This window comes from Streptosporangium sp. 'caverna' (assembly GCF_003203775.1).
Lineage (GTDB): Bacteria > Actinomycetota > Actinomycetes > Streptosporangiales > Streptosporangiaceae > Streptosporangium > Streptosporangium subroseum.
Genome location: NZ_CP029711.1, coordinates 5,125,426 through 5,147,816, shown reverse-complemented (window position 1 = coordinate 5,147,816; position 22,391 = coordinate 5,125,426). Strand labels below are relative to the sequence as shown.

Annotated in this window: 20 protein-coding genes; 13 read left to right on the top strand and 7 right to left on the bottom strand. The window is 68.3% G+C overall.

Going from position 1 to position 22,391, the window contains the following annotated elements; genetic code table 11:
• Positions 1 to 75: 75 nt before the first annotated feature.
• Positions 76 to 672, top strand: coding sequence for a DinB family protein (locus DKM19_RS22770; RefSeq protein WP_110698166.1), 597 nt, complete (start codon positions 76 to 78; stop codon positions 670 to 672).
• Here the strand turns inward: DKM19_RS22770 and DKM19_RS22765 are convergent.
• The gene (locus tag DKM19_RS22765) at positions 659 to 1,396 is read right to left on the bottom strand and encodes an SDR family oxidoreductase (protein ID WP_110698164.1); all 738 of its coding nucleotides are present in this window, start codon (positions 1,394 to 1,396) and stop codon (positions 659 to 661) included. The two genes, DKM19_RS22770 and DKM19_RS22765, sit on opposite strands and share 14 nt — an antisense overlap.
• Before the next feature lie 93 nt (positions 1,397 to 1,489).
• On the opposite strand from DKM19_RS22765, the gene DKM19_RS22760 reads away from it, so the two are divergent.
• Positions 1,490 to 2,353 carry a LysR family transcriptional regulator gene (locus DKM19_RS22760; RefSeq protein WP_110698162.1) on the top strand — a complete coding sequence of 288 codons (864 nt, stop codon included), beginning with the start codon at positions 1,490 to 1,492 and terminating at the stop codon, positions 2,351 to 2,353.
• A 524-nt stretch (positions 2,354 to 2,877) separates the two neighbouring features.
• Entirely contained in the window at positions 2,878 to 3,393 is a 516-nt protein-coding gene (locus tag DKM19_RS22750; RefSeq protein WP_110705897.1) for a topology modulation protein, read from the top strand.
• 170 nt (positions 3,394 to 3,563) lie between these two features.
• On the opposite strand, the gene DKM19_RS22745 is transcribed toward DKM19_RS22750, so the two are convergent.
• Both DKM19_RS22745 and DKM19_RS22740 read right to left on the bottom strand, forming a co-directional pair.
• Complete coding sequence (locus tag DKM19_RS22745) at positions 3,564 to 4,166, bottom strand: NUDIX hydrolase (protein ID WP_110698160.1); 603 nt, start codon at positions 4,164 to 4,166, stop codon at positions 3,564 to 3,566.
• A gap of 261 nt (positions 4,167 to 4,427) precedes the next feature.
• A complete protein-coding gene (locus DKM19_RS22740; protein WP_204358957.1) occupies positions 4,428 to 5,465 on the bottom strand; it encodes an AraC family transcriptional regulator in 1,038 nt (345 codons plus the stop codon).
• Between the two features lie 158 nt (positions 5,466 to 5,623).
• On the opposite strand from DKM19_RS22740, the gene DKM19_RS22735 reads away from it, so the two are divergent.
• Positions 5,624 to 6,439 carry an SDR family oxidoreductase gene (locus tag DKM19_RS22735; protein ID WP_110698158.1) on the top strand — a complete coding sequence of 272 codons (816 nt, stop codon included), beginning with the start codon at positions 5,624 to 5,626 and terminating at the stop codon, positions 6,437 to 6,439.
• Positions 6,440 to 6,516: 77 nt separating this feature from the next.
• Here the strand turns inward: DKM19_RS22735 and DKM19_RS49665 are convergent, their stop codons facing one another.
• From DKM19_RS49665 to DKM19_RS22725, 3 genes are all read right to left on the bottom strand, one after another.
• The gene (locus tag DKM19_RS49665) at positions 6,517 to 6,669 is read right to left on the bottom strand and encodes a hypothetical protein (RefSeq protein WP_162641685.1); all 153 of its coding nucleotides are present in this window, start codon (positions 6,667 to 6,669) and stop codon (positions 6,517 to 6,519) included.
• Positions 6,670 to 6,807: 138 nt separating this feature from the next.
• Positions 6,808 to 7,458, bottom strand: a complete 651-nt coding sequence (locus tag DKM19_RS22730; RefSeq protein WP_110698156.1) for a flavodoxin — start codon at positions 7,456 to 7,458, stop codon at positions 6,808 to 6,810.
• A 240-nt stretch (positions 7,459 to 7,698) separates the two neighbouring features.
• Positions 7,699 to 8,676: an aldo/keto reductase gene (locus tag DKM19_RS22725; RefSeq protein WP_110698154.1), complete on the bottom strand. Its 978-nt coding sequence runs from the start codon at positions 8,674 to 8,676 to the stop codon at positions 7,699 to 7,701.
• 257 nt (positions 8,677 to 8,933) lie between these two features.
• Between DKM19_RS22725 and DKM19_RS22720 the strand changes: the two genes are divergently transcribed.
• The 9 genes from DKM19_RS22720 to DKM19_RS22680 all read left to right on the top strand — a co-directional run bounded on the left by DKM19_RS22720 (position 8,934) and on the right by DKM19_RS22680 (position 20,041).
• Positions 8,934 to 9,848, top strand: a complete 915-nt coding sequence (locus DKM19_RS22720) for a helix-turn-helix domain-containing protein (RefSeq protein ID WP_110698152.1) — start codon at positions 8,934 to 8,936, stop codon at positions 9,846 to 9,848.
• Between the two features lie 314 nt (positions 9,849 to 10,162).
• Positions 10,163 to 11,140 carry an aldo/keto reductase gene (locus tag DKM19_RS22715; protein WP_110698150.1) on the top strand — a complete coding sequence of 326 codons (978 nt, stop codon included), beginning with the start codon at positions 10,163 to 10,165 and terminating at the stop codon, positions 11,138 to 11,140.
• Between the two features lie 66 nt (positions 11,141 to 11,206).
• Positions 11,207 to 12,187, top strand: coding sequence for an aldo/keto reductase (locus tag DKM19_RS22710; RefSeq protein WP_110698148.1), 981 nt, complete (start codon positions 11,207 to 11,209; stop codon positions 12,185 to 12,187).
• A 655-nt stretch (positions 12,188 to 12,842) separates the two neighbouring features.
• Positions 12,843 to 14,144, top strand: coding sequence for an ABC transporter substrate-binding protein (locus DKM19_RS22700; RefSeq protein WP_110698146.1), 1,302 nt, complete (start codon positions 12,843 to 12,845; stop codon positions 14,142 to 14,144).
• On the top strand, positions 14,141 to 15,073 hold the full coding sequence (locus tag DKM19_RS22695) for a carbohydrate ABC transporter permease (protein WP_204358956.1): 933 nt from the start codon (positions 14,141 to 14,143) through the stop codon (positions 15,071 to 15,073). Before DKM19_RS22700 ends, DKM19_RS22695 begins: the two co-directional genes overlap by 4 nt.
• Positions 15,070 to 15,897 (top strand): carbohydrate ABC transporter permease, encoded by an 828-nt coding sequence (locus DKM19_RS22690; protein ID WP_110698145.1) that lies wholly within the window; start codon positions 15,070 to 15,072, stop codon positions 15,895 to 15,897. Before DKM19_RS22695 ends, DKM19_RS22690 begins: the two co-directional genes overlap by 4 nt.
• 1 nt (position 15,898) lies before the next feature.
• Complete coding sequence (locus tag DKM19_RS22685; protein WP_110698143.1) at positions 15,899 to 18,490, top strand: glycoside hydrolase family 78 protein; 2,592 nt, start codon at positions 15,899 to 15,901, stop codon at positions 18,488 to 18,490.
• 31 nt (positions 18,491 to 18,521) lie between these two features.
• Entirely contained in the window at positions 18,522 to 18,680 is a 159-nt protein-coding gene (locus DKM19_RS49660; protein WP_162641684.1) for a hypothetical protein, read from the top strand.
• A gap of 326 nt (positions 18,681 to 19,006) precedes the next feature.
• Entirely contained in the window at positions 19,007 to 20,041 is a 1,035-nt protein-coding gene (locus DKM19_RS22680; protein ID WP_110698141.1) for a LacI family DNA-binding transcriptional regulator, read from the top strand.
• A gap of 298 nt (positions 20,042 to 20,339) precedes the next feature.
• Here the strand turns inward: DKM19_RS22680 and DKM19_RS22675 are convergent, their stop codons facing one another.
• A complete protein-coding gene (locus tag DKM19_RS22675) occupies positions 20,340 to 22,385 on the bottom strand; it encodes a bifunctional aldolase/short-chain dehydrogenase (RefSeq protein ID WP_110698139.1) in 2,046 nt (681 codons plus the stop codon).
• Between the last annotated feature and the right edge of the window lie 6 nt (positions 22,386 to 22,391).

Genomic DNA, 22,391 nt, shown 5'->3' with positions numbered 1-22,391 from the left:
CAGGAAGCGTGTGCCACCTGGGGAGTGCTGGTCGCACATTGAGCCCACCGGCGGCGCATGACAGGCTCGTGCACCATGATCGATGATTTCGCGAAAGAGTACCTGCACAGCGATCTGCGAGAGATACGCGAGACGATGCTCTCGAAGCTCGACGGGCTCGGCGAGTACGACGTCCGCCGGCCCCTGACCTCGACGGGTACCAACCTTCTCGGCCTGGTCAAGCACCTGGCAATTTGGGAGTCCAGGTACTTCGGCGAGGTCTTCGATCGGCCGTTCCCCGAGCCTCTGCCCCGGTGGGACGACGCCGGAGAGCCCGGCGCCGACATGTGGGCGACCGAGCACGAGACGCGCGAGGAGATCACCGACCGCTACCGTCTCGTCTGGGAGCACTCAGACGCGACGATCACCGCCCTCGCCATCGACTCCCCTGGCTACGTGCCCTGGTGGCCCCGCCCCAACGTGAAGCTGTTCAACATCCTGGTCCATATGCTCACCGAGACCTGCCGGCACGCAGGACACGCCGACATCCTGCGCGAACAGCTCGACGGTTCAACGGGGACCACAGCCCAATACGCGACTCCGCGGCACGACTCGGCCTTCTGGGAAGCTCAGCGCGCGAAGATCGAGCGAGCCGCCAAAGCAGCCGTCACCGTCGGGGTCACCAGGGGATGACGCCGTCGTCCTCGAAGAACGAACCGGTCGGGCCGCCGTCGGGCAGCGTGGCGAGCCGGATCGCTGTGGCTGCGCCCTGCTCAGGAGTGCGGGGCCCGTGGAAGCCGGTGAAGTCGGTCGCGACCAGGCCCGGGCAGGCGGCGTTGATCAGGATGTTCGTACCGGCGAACTGCCGGGCGTACTGCACGGTGACGGCGTTGAGGAACGACTTCGACGGCGCGTAGGCCGCCATAATGGGGCCGATCTCGATGTCCGGGTCCGCCTGCCGGGTCAGGGAGGCGACGCCACTGGAGAGGTTGACGATGCGTGGCGACGTCGAGCGTTGCAGCAGCGGCAGCATCGCGTTGGTCACCCGGATGACACCAATGACGTTGGTCTCCACGACCGTGCGGACCACGTCGAGGTCGAGCGTGGTCGGGTCCTGCACCCACCCCGGACCCATCTCTCCTGAGATGCCGGCGTTGTTGACCAGGACGTCCAGGTGCCCGGCCTGCCATTCGATCAGTTCCGCGGCATCGGTGACGCTCTGGTCGCCGGTCACGTCCAGCAGCACCCCGAATGCGTCCACCCCGGCGGCGCGCAGCTTCTCAACGGCGGTCTCGAGCCGGGCCTCGTCGCGGGCTCCCACGCCCACGCGGTACCCGAGGGCGCCCAGCCCGGTCGCAATCTCGTACCCGATTCCCTTGTTCGCGCCGGTCACCAGCGCGATCTTCGTTTCGCTCATGCCGTTGATGTTCGCTCACGGACGAGCGGTGCATCCAACACCGATACGGTGCACTGTCATACCCGGTAGGTATCACTGAGGTATTCTGCGGCCGTGGACACCTTGGAGACCCGCGAGTTGAGGTACTTCGTAGCCGTCGCCGAGGAACTGCACTTCGGCCGCGCCGCCGAGCGCCTCGGCATGGCCCAGCCACCGCTGTCCCGGGCGATCCAGCAGCTTGAGCGGCGCCTCGGCGTCTCCCTACTGGAACGTAACCGCCGCGGTGTCTCCCTGACCGGCGCCGGGGAGGTCCTGCTGCACGAGGGCCGCGCAGCCCTCGACGCGACCACCGCTGCCGCTCGCCGCACCCGTCGCGCCGGTGGCGCTGATAGTCCGGGTGGCCCCCGCAATCGCCTGGTGCTGGCGGTGAAGGCCGCCGGGTCTCACGAGCTGCTGCACAAGCTTCTCGACGCCTACGCGGCCGAGCCCGACGCCGCCGAGATCGAGGTGCTGCCGTGCGGCATTGGTGAGCAGGAAGGGATGCTGCGTGATGGCCGCGCTGATGTGGCGCTCATGCAGGCGCCGTACAACTCCCTCGCCGGGTTCGACAGCGAGGAACTGCTGACCGAAGGGCAGATCGCTATCCTGCCCGCCAGGCACCCCCTCGCCGCGCGCAGGACTCTGTCCCTGGCCGACGTCAGCGACGTCCCCGATCTTCCGCTCGCCCGCTGGCCCCGCCACGGCACGTACCCACCCGGTCCGGGCCCCGAGATCCACGACCAGACGCAGCTGGCCCAGCTGATCGCCCTCGGACGCACCGTGGCCGTCATCCCCGACTCCGCCCGCGCCTGGCTATGGGCCGAGCACACCGCCGTCCCCCTGACCGACGCGCCCCCCATCGTTACCCACATCGCCTGGCCCACGCACAGCCACTCCCTCGCCCTCGCCGGGCTGATCCGCACGGCCACACAGCTATGACCCATTCTTGCCCTGCATGCTGGAATGCGCCCCTAGCCCTTCTAGGTCGCTGAGACGGCTCACGATCTCCGGAAACCCCCGTAATGGAGCCTTACTCGTATCATTTGGAGATCATCCAGAAGACCAGGTTGGCTTCGCCTCGGGTGAGCGGTAATCAGCCGGTCCGTCGGGCTGTCCAACGGCTGCTGGTCCGTCCTCGAAGAAGGCCGCAGAGGCTGGCGACTCGTCGAACACAACGCCGGCGCCCTGCCCGAACCCGTCCTCAGCGACGGCCGGCCCCAGAGCGACGCCTGACGACTACCGGCCGACCTCGAGGACCTGCCGGCCCGGATCGAGCGACACGAACTGGTCGCGGGCGCAGACACGAAGTCTCGGGGCGGCAGATGCGCTCTTCAACATCGGCATGGCCGATGTCCGGTCGGACAGACTCCGAACTCATAACCGTCCCGTCGTCCCTCGACCCCGTGAGCGACACCAGGCAAGCCTCGCTCCGCTCCTTCCCCGACTCGGTAACCTGGGGCAACATGGACCGGATCGCCATCATCGGCTGCGGCGGTAGCGGTAAGACCACCCTGGGACGCCGGCTCGCCGCCCTTGTCGACGCCCCGATGACCCACCTGGACGGCGTCTACTACGACGCCGCGTGGAACGCCCTCCCCCAGGAGGAGTTCGCCGCCATCCAGCAGAAACTGGTCGCCGAGCCCCGGTGGGTGATCGATGGTAACTTCGCCTCCACCCTGCCCATCCGCCTCGCCCGCGCCGACACCGTGATCTTCCTCGACATCCCCCCGGCCGTGTGCTTGTGGGGCATCCTGCAGCGCCGCCTTCGCTATCGCGGCGGCCAGCACGGTGAGCACGGTGTCTTCGACCGTATCCACTGGGGCTTCATCCGGTACATCCTCGGCTACCGGCGCCGGATGCGACCCAGGGTCCGCGCCCTCATCGCCGAACACGCCACCCACGCCCGCGTTGTCACGCTCACCAGCCACCGAGCAGCGCGTCGCTTCCTGGCCGCCCATGCACACCGACCCGGTCGGTAGCCAGGTGGAGCTCCACGCCCGCCGCGGTGTAAACCGGCCTCGGGGAACACCGGTTGACGTCGGCGGCCGGGGCGAGCTCCACCTAGGCGAAGAGGACCTGCTCACCGGCGAAGGAGCCGGGTTCAACCGGGACCGTCGGTGAATTCGTGCAGTTCGTGGCCGACGCGATCCTACGCGTCACCGGCCCCAGTACCGCCGGCTACTGTCACACAGCCCGGATCCGAGTGGCCGAGTAGGGCCGCGAGTCTGCTGGACAGCCGTTCCCCAACCGTCGTCGCATGCCCAGGCGTCCACCGAATGTCATGGATCTCACCGGTGTCCATCCGCAAGGTCGGGGCGGCATCGACGTGGACGGCGAAGGCGAAGTCCAGATGCCAGTGCGCAGGCTCGCCTCGGCTGGGCCGAGTGGGGACGTCCCCCAACATCACCTCGACCGGGCCGGCCGAGGCCAGAGAGGTATCGGTGCGGTGAATACCAGTTTCCTCGTACAGTTCCCTCAGGGCGGCGTCAAGCAGGGAATCGTCGCGAGGGTCCAGATGACCCCCGGGTGGCAACCACAGCCCGAGAAACCGGTGATGGACCTCCAGCATCAGCCCGCTTGGGTTGATGGCTGCCACACTGCACGTGACATGACCTTGAAGGTTGGAACGGGGAGTGATGTCCGTGCGATCGAGGATCGAACGGACAGCGACCTCAAGGCCGTGCAGCTCGTCAGGATAGGCAGCAAGATAGGTTAGGAGCGTTTCCTGCACTTCCCGCATCGCAACCGCCACAGGCGAGCTCCTTCTCTAGATCCAGCGGATGGACCATGCGTCGATCCAAGCAGGTACGTGCCATAGTCCGCCCGCGGAACACGCCCTCTGCCCTCTATCGTGCGCTTGGTGCCGTTGCCGCCTTATCCGCTCTCATGCCGATCACCGATCCGGCGCCGATTCGCCCGCCTTTACCGCGACCGCCCGCCCGGCCAGGAGCAACGGGCCGATCTCCGCACAGAGGGGGCGGCCGGAATACGGCAGGCTTAGAGGCATGGATGATCATGTCATCGTGAGGTGGCCGCCGGCCCGTGCGGCTTCGGGGGTGAGTCCGGTCCAGCGGCGGAAGGCCCGGTAGAAGGAGTTGGTGTCGTCGTAGGCGAGGAGGTATGCGACCTGGGATGTGGTGAGGGATCGGTCTGTCAGGTAGCGGCGGGCGAGCTTTTCCCTGGTGTCGCTGAGGACGGCCTGGTAGCTGGTTCCTTCTGATTGCAGTTGCCGCTGGAGCGTGCGCGGGCTGAGCATGAGCTGGCCGGCGATGGCGTTGATCGAGCTCTCGCCGGCCGGCAGGCGCTCGTGGAGTGCGGCGCGCACGCGGTCCGCCGTGGTGGCGGACGCTTCGAGTTCGGACAGGCGGCGGCGCAGTTCTGGTGCGAAGAAGGTCCACATGGACTCGTCCTCGGTGAGGAACGGGAGCGAGGCGTCCTCGGCGGAGAAGGTGACGGTGTCGGCCTCGGCCTCGCGGATCGGCGTGCCGAAGTAGGAGGTCGTCGTTGCTGAAGGCTGCGGAGCCCGGCGCATCGCGACTCGGGTCGGGTGCACCTCGTGCCGCGTGCCGATCCGGGCCAGCGCGACCCAGAACGCGAGTTCGGCGGCGACCAGCAGCCGTGGTGGCGCCTGTCCCTCGGGCCAGTGGAATCCGATCGTCAGCCCGCCGCGGTCGGCGGTGACAGCGAGGTTCATCGGGCCGATGAGCGGCTTGAACACGGCGATGCGCTCAGCCGCGGTGCGCAGGTTCGCGCTGCACAGCGCCGCGAAGATCGGCGGGTTGAACGCCTCGACCGACAGTGCGCGTCCGATCCTCACCGCCAGGTCGGGATCTGCGGCCTCGGCGTCCATCGCGTCCCAGAACCGGTAGTACTCCTCGGCCGTCATCGTGACCGGACCGTGCGCGAAGACACCGGCCGGCAGCTGAGCCCGTCGCAGCACATGGGCGACGGAGATCTCGAGGTCGTGCAGGAGCGCACGGGCGCCCGGGTCGACGGTGAACCGCTCTGACGCCATCTCTCCATGGTAGTTCTCCGCGTCGGCGGTGTGCATGCCGGAGGCGCCATCCGACCCGCAGAAGACGCCACCACGTCTTGGCGCGAAAAGCAAGAAGACAGGCGTCATCCGCTAGTTCTCTGGCGGGCCGTCGCACCTAGCGTGGGAGACACGACCACCGCAGCGGTGGGCACGACGAAGAGACGGAGACAACCGTGACCAGGACGATCCTCATCACCGGAAGCTCAAGCGGTATCGGCAGGGCGACCGCGAAGCACTTCCACGAGCAGGGCTGGAATGTGATCGCCACGATGCGCAACCCCGAGCACGAGACCGAGCTCACCGCGCTGGAGAACCTGCTCGTCACCCGGCTCGACGTGCAGGACTCCCACTCGATCACCGCGGCCGTCGACGCCGGCCTGGAGCGGTTCGGCCGGATCGACGTACTGCTCAACAACGCGGGATACGGCGCCTACGGCCTGCTGGAGGCGACGCCGATGGACAAGATCCGCCGGCAGTTCGACGTCAACGTCATGGGCCTGCTGGAGACGACCAAGGCAGTCCTGCCGCACCTGCGCGCGAACGGCAGCGGCACCATCGTCAACATCTCCTCCATCGGCGGCAAGGTCACCTTCCCGCTCGGCACCCTTTATCACGGCACCAAGTTCGCCGTCGAAGGACTGAGCGAGGCCCTCCACTACGAACTCGCGGCGATCGGCGTCAACGTCAAGATCGTCGAGCCGGGCCTCGTCAACACCGACTTCGCCGGCCGCTCGCTCGACTTCACCAACGACGAGAACCTCACCGAGTACCAGAAGCTCGTCGGAGCGTTCTTCACCGCACAGGGACAGATGGGCGCAGGGGGCGACGAACCCGAAGTCGTCGCCGAGACCGTCTATCGAGCGGCAACCGACGGCACCGACCGGCTCCGCTACGCCGCAGGCCCGTACGCAGCCGACCTGATCGCCAACCGCGCCGCCACCGACGACGCCACCTTCATCGGCGGCATCAAACTCCAGTTCGGTCTCTGACCCCCACCATCGCCTCGATACGAAGTCCGCAGGAAGGCAATCCACAAGTCGCGATGGCCGCCCCACCGAGCCGCGCATCAGGTCCAGACGGGCAGCTGCATCTTCTCGCCGGGAGATAAGGCCACCGCCGCGACGTCCCCGCCCGGCTTGTGCCGGCCGCTGGGTTTGTCGTCACCGTAGGCGATCTTGTAGTCCAGGCTGGCGTAGCCGGGATCACCTGAAAAGATCATTTCGCTCTGACCTGCGGGAAGAGAACAAGAACCCCAGATAAGCCCCTGCTCCGCGCACACGGGGGTGAGCGGACCACCTTCACCCGGTGGATAGTTGTCGGGATGTCTTTGCCCCGTGGCCAGAGGAGTTCTGGGCTGTTACGTGGGGTTGCCTGCCGGTGGGCGGGTGGGGCCGGGCGTTGGGGTGAGAAGGCCGAGGCGCCCTAGCCATGCTTGGACTTCGGCGTCGGCGTGGTTGACCTGCTCGCCGCGGATGGCGAGACCTTCGGCGAAGATCGCGCCAGGGCATGAGGCGGCGTAGTCGCGTGCTGTGGTTCCCAGCCCGCTCATCGCGTGGGTGGTGAAAGGGATGACGATCTTGCCGCGGAAGTCGAGTCCCTCGGTGAACGTCGACATGATCATGGGTGCGCGGACGTTCCAGATGGGGCTGCCCAGCAGCACCGTGTCATAGCGATCGATCGACGGCGAAGGGCCGTCGATGGCTGGACGGGCGTCGGCGTCCTGCTCGCGGACGTTGCGCTCGACGGTCTGGGAGTAGTCATCGGGGTAGGGATCGGCGGGCAGGATGCGGTGCACATCGCACTCGATGTGCCTGTTGATCATCCGGGCCAGCACTTCGGTGTTGCCGACCGTGAGGCGAGTGCGCCCACCGTAGTGGTAGTTCTCGCCCGCCCGGGAGAAATAGGCCAGTAGAACGGCCCGGCCCGCCGGCGAGGGTGGGACCCGGTGTTGCGTGGCCGGACGCGGCGAGAGTGCGGAGCAGCCGCTCACGTGCATGCCAGTGATCATGGCCGTTCCTGTGATGAGTGCGCGGCGAAGGAGCGAGCGTCGCCCCAGCGCGGCGGACGGCGTGTGTCCCATCTCGGCGCGGTCAGTCGACGCGTCTGGTGCCGAGCCGGCCGGTGATGGCGGGGTCGCGGTGGAGGGGCGTCTCCAGGCCGTTGATCAAGATGACGCTCTGCATCGGGTGCCCTTTTCGTAGGGGTGGTGTGAGGACTGCACGGACGGGGTTCGGGCCTGTGACGTGGGTCAGCGCTCCAGCATGCGCAGGGCGGCCTCGGCGTGGGTGTCGCCGGATGCCGCAGGCAGGCCGGCGAGCTTGGCGAGCTGCTCATCGGTCAGCTGGACGGCGTCGGCGGCGGTGTTCTCCTCAACGCGGCTGACGCGCTTGGTGCCGGGGATGGGGGCGATGTCGTCGCCCTGGGCGAGCAGCCACGCGAGGGCGACCTGGGCCGGGGTGGCGCCGGCCTGGTCGGCGACGGCTTGGACCTCGTCGGCGATACGCAGGTTGCGCTGGAAGTTCTCACCCGTGAAGCGTGGGTTGCCGCGGCGGAAGTCGTCTTCGGTGAAGCCCTCGGCGGAGCGGATCTTCCCGGTGAGGAAACCACGGCCCAGCGGTGAGAAGGGCACCAGCCCGATGCGCAGCTCGCGCAGCAGCGGCAGCACCCGCTCCTCCAGGCCCCGGGTCCACAGGGAGTATTCCGACTGGACCGCGGTGACCGGGTGGACGGCGTGGGCGCGCCGGATGGTCTCGGGCCCGGCCTCGGACAGGCCGATCGCGCGGACCTTGCCCTGCTCGACCAGCTCCGCCAGGACGCCGACGGTCTCCTCGATGGGCGTGCCCGGGTCGACCCGGTGCTGGTAGTACAGGTCGATGTGGTCGGTGCCCAGCCGCTTCAGGGAGCCTTCGACGGCGGTGCGGATGTTGTTCGGACCGCTGTCCAAATTCCAGGGGCCCGCGCCGGCGTGCGCGATCAAGCCGAATTTCGTCGCCAGCACCACCTGGTCACGGCGCCCCTTCAAGGCCCGGCCGAGAAGTTCCTCGTTGGTGTAAGGACCGTAGATCTCGGCCGTGTCGATCAGGGTGACGCCCAGCTCCAGGGCCCGGTGGATGGTGCGGATGGATTCCGCCTCGTCGGTGCCGGCGCCGGTGTAGCCGTGTGACATGCCCATTGCGCCCAGCCCGATCCGGGAAACCTCCAGGTCGCGCAGCTTGATGTACCGCATGCCGATATCTCCTTGTGCTGATGATCTGTCGGGCATGGCGCGGCGGCAGGGTGCTACGCCCGCTCTGTCACTCATTATCGTTATCGCGTGGGTAATTATTCGCGTGACATCAGTAGGCTGAGGCCTCGCCTGCCGTTCGCCCTCGCCCATCCAGACTGCTCTCGCGGCGGTCGCGGTGACAGGCCGGGTTGTTCGGGGTAATGACAGGGCCCCTCACCTGAGCGCCGCGCAGGTCAGCGCAGTGTGACACTGGAGATATGGCACACCAGCACGCCTCTGACGCAAGCGGCCCTGAGCTGGGTCGTTTCCTGCACGCCCGCCGTACCCAGACCAGCCCCGGCCAGGTGGGCCTCACCGTCGGAACCGGTCTGCGCCGCACCCCGGGACTGCGCCGTGAGGAGGTGGCCACGCTGGCCGGGATCAGCATCGACTACTACGTGCGCCTGGAGCGCGGCAAGGAGACACGCCCCAGCCCCTCGGTGCTCGACGCCCTGGCTCGCGCCCTGCTGCTGGACGAGCGCGAGCACCAGCACCTGCGCGAGCTCGCCACTCGCGCCGCCCGGTACGCTCCCGAGCCCCCGCCGCCGCCCAGCCGCATCGTGCGCCCCCACCTGAAACTGCTGCTGGAGACGATGCGCCCGAACCCGGCCTACATCGTCAGCCGCAGTATGGACTTCCTGGCCGGCAATCCGGGCGGGCTCGCCCTCTACGCGGGATTGGACGACTGGCCTGTCAAACAGCGCAACCTCGCCCGCTACCTGTTCCTGCACCCCGCCGCTCGTGAGTTGTTCCCCGACTGGGAGAACCAGGTCCGCAGCTGCGTCGCCCGTCTGCGTGCTCAGGCCGGCACGGCCCCCGACGCCCCCGATCTGACCAGCCTGGTGGGTGAACTACTGCTGAAGAGCCCCGACTTCGCCACACTGTGGGAACGCTACGAGGTGACCGGCCGCAAGTACACCCGCAAGTCCTTCCACCATCCTCATGTCGGTGCCCTCACCCTCAGCCCCCAGTCCATGGAGCTGGAAGGCACCCCAGGCCAGCGGTTGGGCGTCTACGTCGCCGAGCCCGGTACCCCCGACCATGACGCGCTGCTCCTGCTGGACATGACCGCCTCCCACCCGGCCGCGGGCCCCTCCACGCGAGACCGGAAAGAGCCCAGGACCCAGCCGTGACCGCGCCACCCACCTGACCCTGAGGACCGCGCGGGTCGTCACGACCGGGCGCGGCGCGTCATGTCCATGCTGCGGCGCCACCGCCCGCCCACTGGGTTTCAGTGTCACACCGTGCTGACCTGCCGGAAAGCACGATGGGGGCCCTGTCATTACCCCGAACGGCCCGGCCTGCCACCCGCGCCGAATGAGGGCGAAGGTGGAATCAAGACCGCTCTGCGGCCGTGATCCCGGCTCGCGGGTACGGAGCGCGTTCGAAGAGCGGGCGGCTGGGTGCAGAACCCGATCGAGTCCTGAAGTAGAGGCGGAGTAGCGCTATGCAGCACGTAAAGCTCGGTGACCTGGATGTTTCCCGTATCGGCCTGGGCACGATGGGCATGTCCTACGCCTACACCGATTCCGGCACCGACGAGGAGGAGTCGATCCGCACCATCCACCGGGCCCTGGAGCTGGGGGTCACCTTTCTCGACACCGCTGAGATCTACGGCCCGTATACCAACGAGGAACTTCTCGGCCGGGCCCTGAAGGGCCGCCGGGAGGAGGTGGTTCTGGCGACGAAGTTCGGCTTTCTCTCCCACACCGGCCGGCCGTCCGGGCAGCTCGACAGCAGCCCGGCCAGCGTCCGCACCGCCGTCGAGGGCTCCCTGAAGCGGCTGGGCACCGACCACATCGACCTGTACTACCAGCATCGCGTCGACCCGCAGGTGCCGATCGAGGACACGGTCGGGACACTGGCCGAGCTGATCACCGAGGGCAAGATCCGCCATATCGGCCTGTCCGAGGCCGGTCCGGAGACGATCCGCCGGGCCCACGCCATCCACCCGATCGCCGCGGTCCAGACGGAGTACTCCCTGTGGACCAGGAATCCGGAGGCGCGGGTGCTGCCGGTGCTGCGGGAGCTGAACATCGGCTTCGTGCCCTACTCGCCGCTGGGTCACGGATTCCTCACCGGGAAGGTCCGCTCCACCGACGCCTTCGGCGACACCGACTGGCGAAAGAACAACCCGCGCTTCACGGGTGAGAACTTCCAGCGCAACCTGCGTATCGCCGACGAGGTCCAAGCCGTCGCCGACCAGGCCGGTGCCACTCCCGCCCAGGTCGCCTTGGCCTGGCTGCTCGCCCAGGGCGACGACTTCGCTCCGATTCCCGGAACCAAGCGCGTCGCACGCGTCGAGGAGAACACCGCCGCCGACGCCGTGACCCTGACCCCCGGCCAGATCGAGCAGCTGAACAACCTTACCCCTGCAAGTGGCGAAACCCACGGGGAGTTCGAATTGGGCCTCCTCGAACGCTGACCGGCACCCCGATCCAACCGTACGAAGGGCTCCCAAGGGCCCGCACGCTGAGAAAGGACACACATCATGGAATACACCCGTTTGGGAACGTCAGGGCTGAAGGTCAGCCGCATCGCGCTGGGCTGCATGAGCTTCGGCGACCCGGCCAAGCGAATGCCGTGGGTGCTTGACGACCAGGCGGCCGAGCCGATCTTCCGGCAGGCCGTCGACCTGGGCATCACGTTCTGGGACACCGCGAACATCTACGGTTTGGGCACTTCGGAGGAGATCGTCGGGCGAGCTGTGAGGAAGTACACCCAGCGTGACGACATCGTGCTGGCCACCAAGCTGTTCCAGCCGATGCACCGGGGCCCGGGAGGGTCGGGCCTGTCCCGCAAGGCTGTCATGGAACAGGTCGACGCCTCCCTGAGGCGCCTGGACACCGACTACATCGATCTTTACCAGATCCACCGCTTCGACCCCGAGACGCCGGTGGAGGAGACGATGGAGGCCCTGCACGATGTGGTCAAGGCCGGCAAGGCCCGCTACATCGGGGCCTCGTCGATGTGGGCGTGGCAGTTCGCCACGATGCAGCACACCGCGCAGGCGGGCGGGTGGACCCGGTTCATCTCCATGCAGGACCAGTACAGCCTGATTCACCGCGAGGAGGAGCGGGAGATGTTCGGCCTGCTCGCCGCCCAGGGCGTGGGAAGCATCCCCTGGAGTCCTCTGGCGGCGGGGCGGGTCGCGCGCCCTTGGGGGGAGCGGTCGACGCGCCGTTCGCAGAGTGATCCCGTCGTCGACTTCCACGGCCGGCCGCTGTTCCTCGACAGCGACCAGGCCATCGTCGATGCCGTGCAACGGATCGCGGAGGCGCGCGACGTGCCGATGGCGCAGGTCGCGATGGCCTGGGTCCTCAAGAATCCCGTGGTCTCGGCGCCGATCGTGGGCCCCACCAAGCCCCACCACCTGGCCGACGCCGCCGCCGCGCTCGACATCCAGCTCACCGACGAGGAGATCCGCTCGCTGGAGGAGCCCTACGTGCCGCGTATGCCTACCTATTTCTGACGGTCCTTCACCGCCAGGGGCCAGGCCGCTCACCGGACACCCCTACCCTGGCGGCCAGGGCATCCAGGCCGGCCCGCTCATCCGCGGACAGCCCCCACCGCGGTCGCCTCTGTGTTCTCCCGCAGGCGAGACGGGCGGCGAGTTCCGGGGATCGGTACGATCCACGGCTGCTGTGCCGGCAGTCACGCCAGGGCAACCTGTCCTGGCGTGATGCCCCTGGCCTCGGTCGACCCGCGGACATGATCCACCGGCTGCCTTGGGGTCGGCCGTCCACCTATCACCTACCCGAACAGCGACTACGGAGTTGCTTCGCCCCTGGTAACGGCGACCCGGGTGGGGCTACGGGAGGTGGGCGTCGTCGAGATGGGCATGTACGCCGCGACGGACGCCGACGGCTCGCAAGGTTGCGCCAATCGATGGTCCGTCTGATTAGGGCACTTCATTGCCCTGAGGAACGGCTTGCCGATTCCCTTCCCGAGCCCTTCGCGCTGGTCAGACGAATAACGGTATCTAAAAGATCATGGTTGCGATCTTCTGAGCTGCGGTTTAGCAGGGGTACCGTTACCCAAATGTCTCTTGACGCTCTTTCGTGTAACGCCTACGTTAACCGCATCGGGGAGTCGCTTAAAACGATTCAATAATTTAGAGGGGCATTATGAAGACCTCGCACCGCATGCTCGGAACGGCCGTGGCCGTTCTCGCGATGGCGGCTCTCGCCTCCTGCGGCTCAGGCTCTGAGCCGGCCGCCGACGGCACCGTCACCCTGTCCTTCATGACGGGCAGCGACCAGTCGACCGTGGACACCTCCAAGGCGCTGGTCAACGCGTTCATGAAGGCCAACCCCACCATCAAGATCGATATGGAACAGCAGCCGGGAGGGGGCGAGGGCGACAACGTCGTCAAAACCCGGCTGTCCACCGGCGAGATGACCGACGTCTTCTGGTACAACTCCGGTTCGCTGCTGCAGGCGCTCAACCCGGCCCAGACCCTCGTCGACCTCACCGGCGATCCCGTCCTGGCCAACGTCCAGCCGGACTACCTCCCGGTCGTGACGCAGCAGAGCAAGGTGTACGGCGTGCCGGCGACCACGCTCGCGGCCGGCGGCATCCTGTACAACCGCAAGGTCTACGCCGATCTCGGCCTGCAGGTGCCCCAGACCTGGGCCGAGTTCATGGCCAACAACGAGAAGATCAAGGCGGCCGGGATCACCCCGGTGATCACTACGTTCAAGGACACCTGGACGTCGCAGATCTTCGTACTGGCCGACTTCTACAACATCCAGGCGGCGGTGCCGAACTTCGCCCAGGACTACACCGCGGGCAAGGTCAAGTTCGCCGGCACTCCGGCCGCCCTGGGAGGCTTCCAGCACCTCGCGGACGTCAACGCCAAGGGCTACGCCAACAAGGGCTTCGGCTCGGCCACCTCCGACCAGGGCCTGAAGATGCTGGTGGAGGGCAAGGGCGCGCATTACGCGATGCTCAGCACGTTGCTGCCGCCGCTGCTGGCCGACTACCCGCAGACGGCCACCGACATCGGTTTCTTCGGCGTCCCGGGGGATGACCCGGCAAAGAACGGCGCGACGGTGTGGGAGCCCGCCGCGATCTACATCGCCAAGACCACCGAGCACCTGGACGCGGCCAAGAAGTTCCTGGCCTTCGTCGCCTCACCGGCCGGCGCGGATGCGGTGACCGCGGCCGTCAAGCCGTCCGGTCCGTACCGCGTCAAGGGTGCCAAGCTTCCCGATGATGCCCTTCAGGTGGCCAAGGACCTGCAGGTCTACATCGACAAGGGCGCCACCGCGCCCGCGCTGGAGTTCCTCTCGCCCATCAAGGGCCCGTCGCTGGAGCAGATCACCGTCGCCGTCGGCTCGGGGCTGACCCCGCCCGCCGAGGGCGCGGCCCAGTACGACAAGGACGTGGAGAAGCAGGCCAAGCAGTTGGGGCTCGCAGGGTGGTGACCACGCATGACGCCGGGCCCCGCGAGGGGCCCGGCCCGGCCCCTCGGCAACGGCATGCCCGCACCAACCGCAAGAGGCAGGCGGCCTATCCGTACGCGCTGTACGTCCCGGCGGCCGTCGTGTATGTGGTGATCTTCCTGGTGCCGACGGTGATGGCGTTCTACTTCGCGCTGACCCGCTGGACGCTGTTCGACAGCACCTTCGTCGGGCTGGACAACTTCCGTGACTTCCTGGCCGAGCAGAATCTGCGCATCGGCTTCCAGAACACGTTCATCTACGCGGTGCTCACCAGCGGGCTGAAGGTCGTGCTCGGGATGGCGCTCGGCGTGCTGCTCACCAGCAAGCTGCGCCTGCGGGGTTTCCTGCGCTCGGTCGTGTTCTTCCCGGTGCTGGTCTCCACCGTCGCGGTCGGAATCACCTTCAGCGCGCTGCTTCGGCCGGACACCGGCCTGGTCAACAAAGTCCTCGGCGTGGTCGGCATCTCCGGGCCCGACTGGCTCGGCGACGCGACGACGGCGTTGTTGTCGGTCGCGCTGGTCGACGTCTGGAAGGGCGTCGGGCTGGCCACCGTCATCTACATCGCCGGCATCCTGTCCATCCCGCAGGACTACTACCAGGCGGTCGCCGTCGACGGGGGCACCGGCTGGCACCGGTTCCGGCATGTCACCCTGCCGCTGAGCTGGCCCGCCACCTCCTCGGTGATCATCCTGTCGTTCATCGGCGGCCTGCGCTCCTTCGACCTGATCTGGACGATGACCCGCGGCGGCCCCGGCTTCACCAGCGACGTCATCGCGTCAATCATCTACAAGCAGTACCAGGCGGGCTTCTTCGGCCTGTCCACGGCCGGCAACGTGCTGCTGTTCGTCGTCGTCGCCGTCATCATCGTCCCGCTCAACCACTACCTCGGCAAAAGACAGGTCGCCCTATGAGAGCGTTCAAGCGGGCGGGGGCGGAGGGCCTCGCTCTGATCCTGGCAACAGTGATCTTCCTGGTGCCGTTCTCGTTCATGCTGCTGACCGCGTTCAAGGACGACGTGCAGTCCGCCGACCTGGACTTCGCCTGGCCGACGAACTGGCCGATCGTGGCCAACTTCATCGAGGTCATCCAGGCACGCGACTACGTGCTGCTGCGCGCCTACGTCAACAGCACGATCGTCACCGTCGTGTCGGTCGCGCTCATCGTGATCGCCGCCGCGATGGCCGCGTTCGTCCTGCAACGCCGGGCCGGGAGGATCGGCGCGCTGGCCAACTTCCTGGTGCTGTCCGGGCTGATCATCCCACCCGCGATCGTGCCGACCATCTGGCTGCTGCAGGCGATCGGCCTGTTCAAGACGCTGCCCGGCCTGGTGCTGGTCGAGGTGGCCTTCGGTCTGTCGTTCGCGGTGCTGTTGTTCCGCGCGTTCATCGCGGCCATTCCCCGGGAACTGGACCAAGCCGCCATGATCGACGGTTGCGGCGGCTTCACGCTGTTCTTCAAAGTGATCTTCCCGCTGCTGCGGCCGGTCACCATCACCGTGATCCTGACCAGCTCGGTGGCCATCTTCAACGACTTCGTCAACCCGCTGTACTTCCTGCCCGGCGACGACAACGCCACCGTGCAGGTCACCCTCTACAACTTCCAGAGCCAGTACAGCACCCAGTGGAACCTGCTGTTCATGGACATCGTGCTGATCACGATTCCCCCGCTGCTGGCCTTCGTCTTCTTCAACCGCAAGATCGTGGCCGGCATGACCGCCGGCGCCCTCAAGGGATGACATGACCTTCCTGAACGTCGAACCGATCACCTTCGAACACCACCGCGAGCCCCTCGGCATCGGGGAACCCGCTCCGCGGCTGTCATGGATCATCCAGACCGACATCACCGGCTGGGCGCAGCGCGCGTACGAGATCGAGGTCAGCGACGGCACCGCCACCGGTCGCGTCGAGTCGGGAGAATCGGTGCTCCTGCCGTGGCCGGGAGTGGCATTGAGGTCTCGCGAACGGCGTGCCGCGCGGGTGCGCGTGCACGGCCGCGACGGTTCGGCCAGCGACTGGAGCCCGTGGTCGTGGGCGGAGGCCGGGCTGCTCGATCCGGCCGAATGGCAGGCACTCGCGGCGGCGCCGCCCCGTGAACTGCTGGGTGATCCTGACGGTCCGGCGCCGCTGCTGCGCCGTGGCTTCGCGCTGCGCGCGCCCGTCGACTCGGCCCGTCTGTACGTCAGCGCCCACGGCCTGTACGACATCGAGATCAACGGCGCACCCGTCGGCGACGACGTACTGGCCCCCGGATGGACCAGCTATCACCACCGTCTGCGCTATCGCACCCACGACGTGACCGACCTGCTGCGTGAGGGTGGCAACGCCATCGGCGCGACCGTGGCCGACGGCTGGTTCCGGGGCAGGATCGGCTTCGCCGGCGGCAAGTCCACCCTCTACGGCGACCGCACCGCCTTGATCGCCCAACTGGAGATCACCTACCAGGACGGCAGCACCGACATGGTGGTCACCGACGGAGACTGGCGCTGCGCGCCCGGCCCGGTCACCGCGGCCGGACTCTACGACGGTGAGTTCCACGACGCGCGCCTGCTGCCGGACGGGTGGTCACAGCCGGGCTTCGACGACTCCGGATGGCTGCCCGCCGACGTGCTCGACCACGAGCCGGTCCTGCTGGTGGCGCCGACGGGACCACCCGTGCGCCGGACGGAGGTCCTGGCGCCGGTGGCCACGCTCACCGGCCCGAGCGGGGAGACCATCCTCGACTTCGGCCAGAACATCGCCGGCCGCCTGCGCATCCGCGTCCAAGGCCCGGCCGGGCACACCGTCTCACTGCGCCACGCCGAAGTCCTCGACGACGGCGCCCTGGCGCTGCGACCGCTGCGCAGCGCCGCCGCGCACGACCGCTACACCCTGCGCGGCGGCGAACCGGAGGAATGGGAGCCGCGCTTCACCGTCCACGGCTTCCGTTACGCCCAGGTCGACAACTGGCCCGGCGAGCTGAGTCCCGGCGATGTCCTGGCGGTCGTCTGCCACACCGACATGCGCCGCACCGGTGACTTCACCTGCTCCGACCCGCAGCTGAACCGCCTGCACGAGAACGTGGTGTGGAGCATGCGCGGCAACTTCGTGGACCTGCCCACCGACTGCCCGCAGCGCGACGAGCGCCTCGGCTGGACCGGTGACATCCAGGTCTTCGGCCCCACCGCCGCCTTCCTGTACGACTGCGCCGGTCCGCTGACCTCCTGGCTGGCCGACCTGAGCGCCGAGCACGACCAGTACGGCACGGTCCCCGTCTTCGTGCCCTGGATCGCGCTCGAACCGTTCACCGAGGCACTGCCGACGGCCGCCTGGGGCGACGCGGCGGTCGTGGTGCCGTGGACGATCTACCAGCGCACCGGCGACCTCGGCCTGCTGCGCGCGCAGTATCCGAGCATGACCGCCTGGGTGGACCAGGTCGCGAAGCTGGCGGGGGAGAGGTCCCTGTGGGACGAGGGTTTCCAGTTCGGCGACTGGCTCGACCCGACCGCGCCGCCTGAGCGGCCCTTCGAGGCGCAGACCGATCCGGGCCTGGTCGCGACCGCCTACCTGGCCCACTCCGCGCACCTGGTCGCCGAGACCGCCGACCTGCTGGGCGGCGCCGACGACGCCACCCGCTACCGAGAGCTGGCCGAGCGGGTCAGGGCCGCCTTCGACACCGCGTACGCGACCCTCGAAGGCAAGCTGACCGGCGACTCACAGACCGCCTACGCCCTCGCCCTGCAGTTCGGGTTGCTCAACGGTACGAAACGCCGCGCATACGCCGGGGAACGCCTGGCCGAGCTCGTCCGGGCAGGCGGCCATCGCATCGGCACGGGTTTCGTCGGCACCCCGCTCATCTGCGACGCGCTCACCGACGCCGAAGCAGTCGACGACGCCTACCGGCTGCTGCTGCAGACCGAATGTCCCTCCTGGCTGTACGCGGTGACGATGGGCGCCACCACGATCTGGGAACGGTGGGACAGCATGCTGGCCGACGGCTCCGTCAACCCGGGCGAGATGACCTCGTTCAACCACTACGCCCTGGGCGCGGTCGCCGACTGGATGCACCGCACGATCGCGGGCCTGGCCCCCGCCGAACCCGGTTACCGCCGGCTGCTGGTGCGTCCCCGCCCCGGCGGAGACCTCACCCACGCCCGCGCCCACCACGACACCCCTTACGGCCGAGCCGAGGTGAGCTGGGAACGAACGGACGACCGGCTCACCCTGGTGGTCGTCGTGCCCGCGAACACCACGGCCACCATCCACCTGCCCGGCGATCCGGACCACGCCATCGTCGAGATCGGCTCGGGGCGGCACGTGTTCCACAGCCCCTACGAGGGGCCGGCGCGATGATCGGCTACCACGACCTCCACCACGGTTCGCGGTGGCCGAGGCGGCTCCCGGCGCGACGACCGAGGCGGTGATCGAGATTCCCGGGCGAGTCTACGAGAGCTGGACCGACCAGGGCCGGCGCCGGGTCCCCGGCGACCATGTGATCGAGGTGTCGCACTCCTTGAACGACACCCGGCTCGTGATCGGGTAGAGCTCTGCGTCAACGAGTGTGGGCCCCGGCCGGTTGGCCGGGGCCCACACTCGTTTGCCCATCACCTGGTTGAGGTTGAGGTGAAGCAGTCCCCGAGGGGACGGTGTGGATCGCATGACCCGCTTCGGGTTTGAAATGCTTCAACGCAGGCTCAACATCGTTGACTCAGGCGTCACCAGACAGGATGTCAAGATTAATTGCGGCAACGATCCCCGGGCTCCTGAGCATGTCAGACGGTATGAGGGCAAAGGTCAGCGGGTAACGTTACCCATCTGAGCGTCGCTCTGACCTCGTATAATCGGGGAGTACCTCCCGGAAGGAGTTCGATGGTCGCGCGTAATGGACGCCGCCGAGTGACGATCGCCGATGTGGCCAGTCACGCTCAGGTCTCCACCACGGCGGTTTCGAAGGTGATCCGCAACGCCAGCGGGGTCGGCCCGGCCGCGAAACACCGGATCCAGACCGCCATCGAGGAACTGGGCTACCGGCCGCAGGCCACCGCCCGGGGGATGCGTGGGCGCACCTTCACGATCGGCATGGTGCTCCCGCACATCAGGAACCCGTTCTTCGCCGACATCCTCGACGGCCTCTGCGAGCAACTCGCAGACACCGGCTATCAGCCGATCATGGTTCAGGGCGGCGTCACCCGGAAAGCCGAGAGACAGGCGGTCGACGCGCTGGTGGACCGGCAGGTGGACGGCATCATCATGGTCGCCCCACTCGCCTCCAAGACGCGAATGGAGGAAGTGGCGCAGGAGACACCGATCGTGGTGCTGGCGCGGCATGAGAAATCGACGGTCTACGACTCGGTTTTCGACGACGACGACACGGGCGCCGAAGCGGTCGTCAACCACCTGATCGAACTCGGGCATCGCCGGATCGCCCACATCACCCATCAGGACAACAGCATCGCGCAGCCGGGCGAACTGCTGCACGTCATCAGGGCCGAGGCCTACAAGCGCGTCATGCGCGAGCACGGGCTGGGCGACGAGATCGCCATCGCGACCGCCTTCTATAACGAGAAGGGCGGATACGACGGGGCACGCGAGCTGCTGAGCCGCTCCCCACGCCCAACGGCGATCTTCGCCGGAGCCGACCAGGCGGCGATCGGCGCACTGGCCGCGGTCCACGAGGCCGGCCTGTCCGTTCCCGCCGACGTTTCGATCGCCGGTTACGACAACACGCTCCTTGCGGCCCTGCCCAACATCGCCCTGACGAGCGTTGACCAAGACGGGGCCGTCATGGGACGCACGGCGGGACGACTGCTGCTGGAACGAATCGAGGGACGCATGTCGGCGGTGCGCTTCTCCGTGACGCCCAAACTCGTCACCCGCCGCTCGACGGCCCCGCCTCCCATGTGACCTTTCGACGGCCTGGGCGTCGAGGGCGGTGCCGCGCGTACACCAGCCCAGGACATCGGCGGCCGCGCCACCGGGACAGGCGTGGAAGGTTCTTCGGCCATCCCACTGCCGGCGCGACCGCTCGGCTATCCGATCGTCGATGCGTTCCTTGGGTCGAATACACGCATCCACCCGGCGACGCGGTCCGCCGACCGCTGGAGCTTCGGCCCCAGCTCGGGGAGCTGGGGCCGCTACGCCCCGAGCCCGCCGGCGACGAGCCCGGCTTTGGCCTTCTTGACGGCGACCACGCCGGTGCCTTCTAGCGCAGGAACGCCGCCGCGACCCCGGCGTCGACCGGGATGTGCAGGCCGGTGGTGTGGGTGAGGTCCCCGCCGGTCAGGGCGAAGACGGCGTTTGCGACGTGCTCGGGCAGCACCTCGCGCTTGAGCAGGGTGCGCTGGGCGTAGAACTCGCCCAGCTTGTTCTCCTCGACCCCGTAGACGGCGGCGCGGTTGGCGCCCCACCCGGAGGCGAAGATCCCCGAACCGCGCACGACCCCGTCGGGGTTGATGCCGTTGACCCGGATCCCGTGCCCGCCGAGTTCGGCGGCGAGCAACCGGACCTGGTGGGCCTGGTCGGCTTTGGCCGCGCTGTAGGCGATGTTGTTCGGCCCGGCGAACAGGGAGTTCTTGGAGGAGATGTAGACGACGTCGCCGCCCATGTTCTGCTCGATCATGATGCGGGCCGCTTCGCGGGAGACGAGGAAAGAGCCGCGCGCCATGACGTCGTGCTGGAGGTCCCAGTCGGCGACCGTGGTCTCCAGCAGCGGCTTGGACAGGGAAAGGCCGGCGTTGTTGACGATCAGGTCGACGCCGCCGAAGGCCAGGACCGCCGCGGCCAGCCCGGCGCGGATGTCGTCCTCGCTGGTCACGTCGGCCGCGACCGCGATCGCCACGTCCGAGGCGCGCAGCGCCCCGGCGTTCAGCTCGGCGGCGACCTTCTCCGCCGCTCCCAGGTCCCGGTCGGCGACGACGACGCAGGCGCCCTCGGCGGCCAGCCGGCGGGCGGTCGCGGCGCCGATGCCGGAGCCGCCGCCGGTCACGAACGCCACCCGGGTGGCCAGGGGTTTGGGCTTGGGCATCCGCTGGAGCTTGGCCTCTTCCAGAGACCAGTACTCGATGCGGAACTTCTCGGCCTCGTCGATCGGCGCGTACGCCGACACCGACTCCGCGCCGCGCATCACGTTGATCGCGTTGACGTAGAACTCGCCCGCGACCCGGGCGGTCTGCTTGTTCGCCCCGAAGGAGAACATCCCGACCCCGGGCACCAGGACGATCGCCGGGTCCGCGCCGCGGATCGCAGGGGAGTCCGGGGTGGCGTTGCGCTCGTAGTAGGCGGCGTAGTCCGCACGGTAGGCGGTGTGCAGTTCCGCGAGACGGGCCTTGACCTCCTCCAGGGGCGCATCGGCCGGGAGGTCGAGGACGAGCGGGGAGACCTTGGTGCGCAGGAAGTGGTCCGGACAGGACGTGCCGAGCGCGGCCAGACGCGGGTGCTCGGCGCGGGAGACGAAGTCCAGGACGACGTCGCTGTCGGTGTAGTGGCCGACCTGCGGGCGGTCGGTCGAGGCCAGCCCGCGCACCAGCGGGAACAGCTCGGCCGCGCGGGCGTGCCGCTCGGCCGCGGGCAGGGCCTCGTAGCCGGGCAGGACGGGGCCGAACGGCTCGGCCTTGCCGTGGGTGGCCAGGTACGACTCGGCGAGGCGGATGATCTCCAGGGAGTTGGCCTGGCATTCGGCCGAGGTCTCACCCCAGGCGGTGATGCCGTGGCCGCCCAGGATCACGCCGATGGCCTGCGGGTTCTCCGCCTTGATCGCCGCGATGTCCAGCCCCAGCTGGAAGCCCGGACGCCGCCACGGCACCCACGCCACCCGATCCCCGAAGATCTTCAGGGTCAGTTCCTGCCCGTCGGCGGCCGTCGCGATCGCGATGCCGCTGTCGGGATGGAGGTGGTCCACGTGTGCCGCCTCGACCAGCCCGTGCATGGCCGTGTCGATCGACGGCGCCGCCCCGCCCTTGCCGTGGGCGCAGAAGTCGAACGCGGCGACCATCTCGTCCTCGCGCTCCACGCCGGGGTAGACGTCGACGAGGGCGCGCAGCCGATCGAGGCGCAGGACGGCCAGCCCGGAGGCGGTCAGAGTGCCGAGGTCTCCGCCGGAGCCCTTGACCCACATCAGGTCGACGGGCTCGCCGGTGACCGGGTCGATCTGGGCGCCCTTGGCGGAGGTGTTGCCGCCGGCGTAGTTGGTGTTGCGCGGGTCCGCGCCGAGGGTGTGGCAGCGGGTCAGCAGTTCGTCCACGGTGCTCATGCCTTC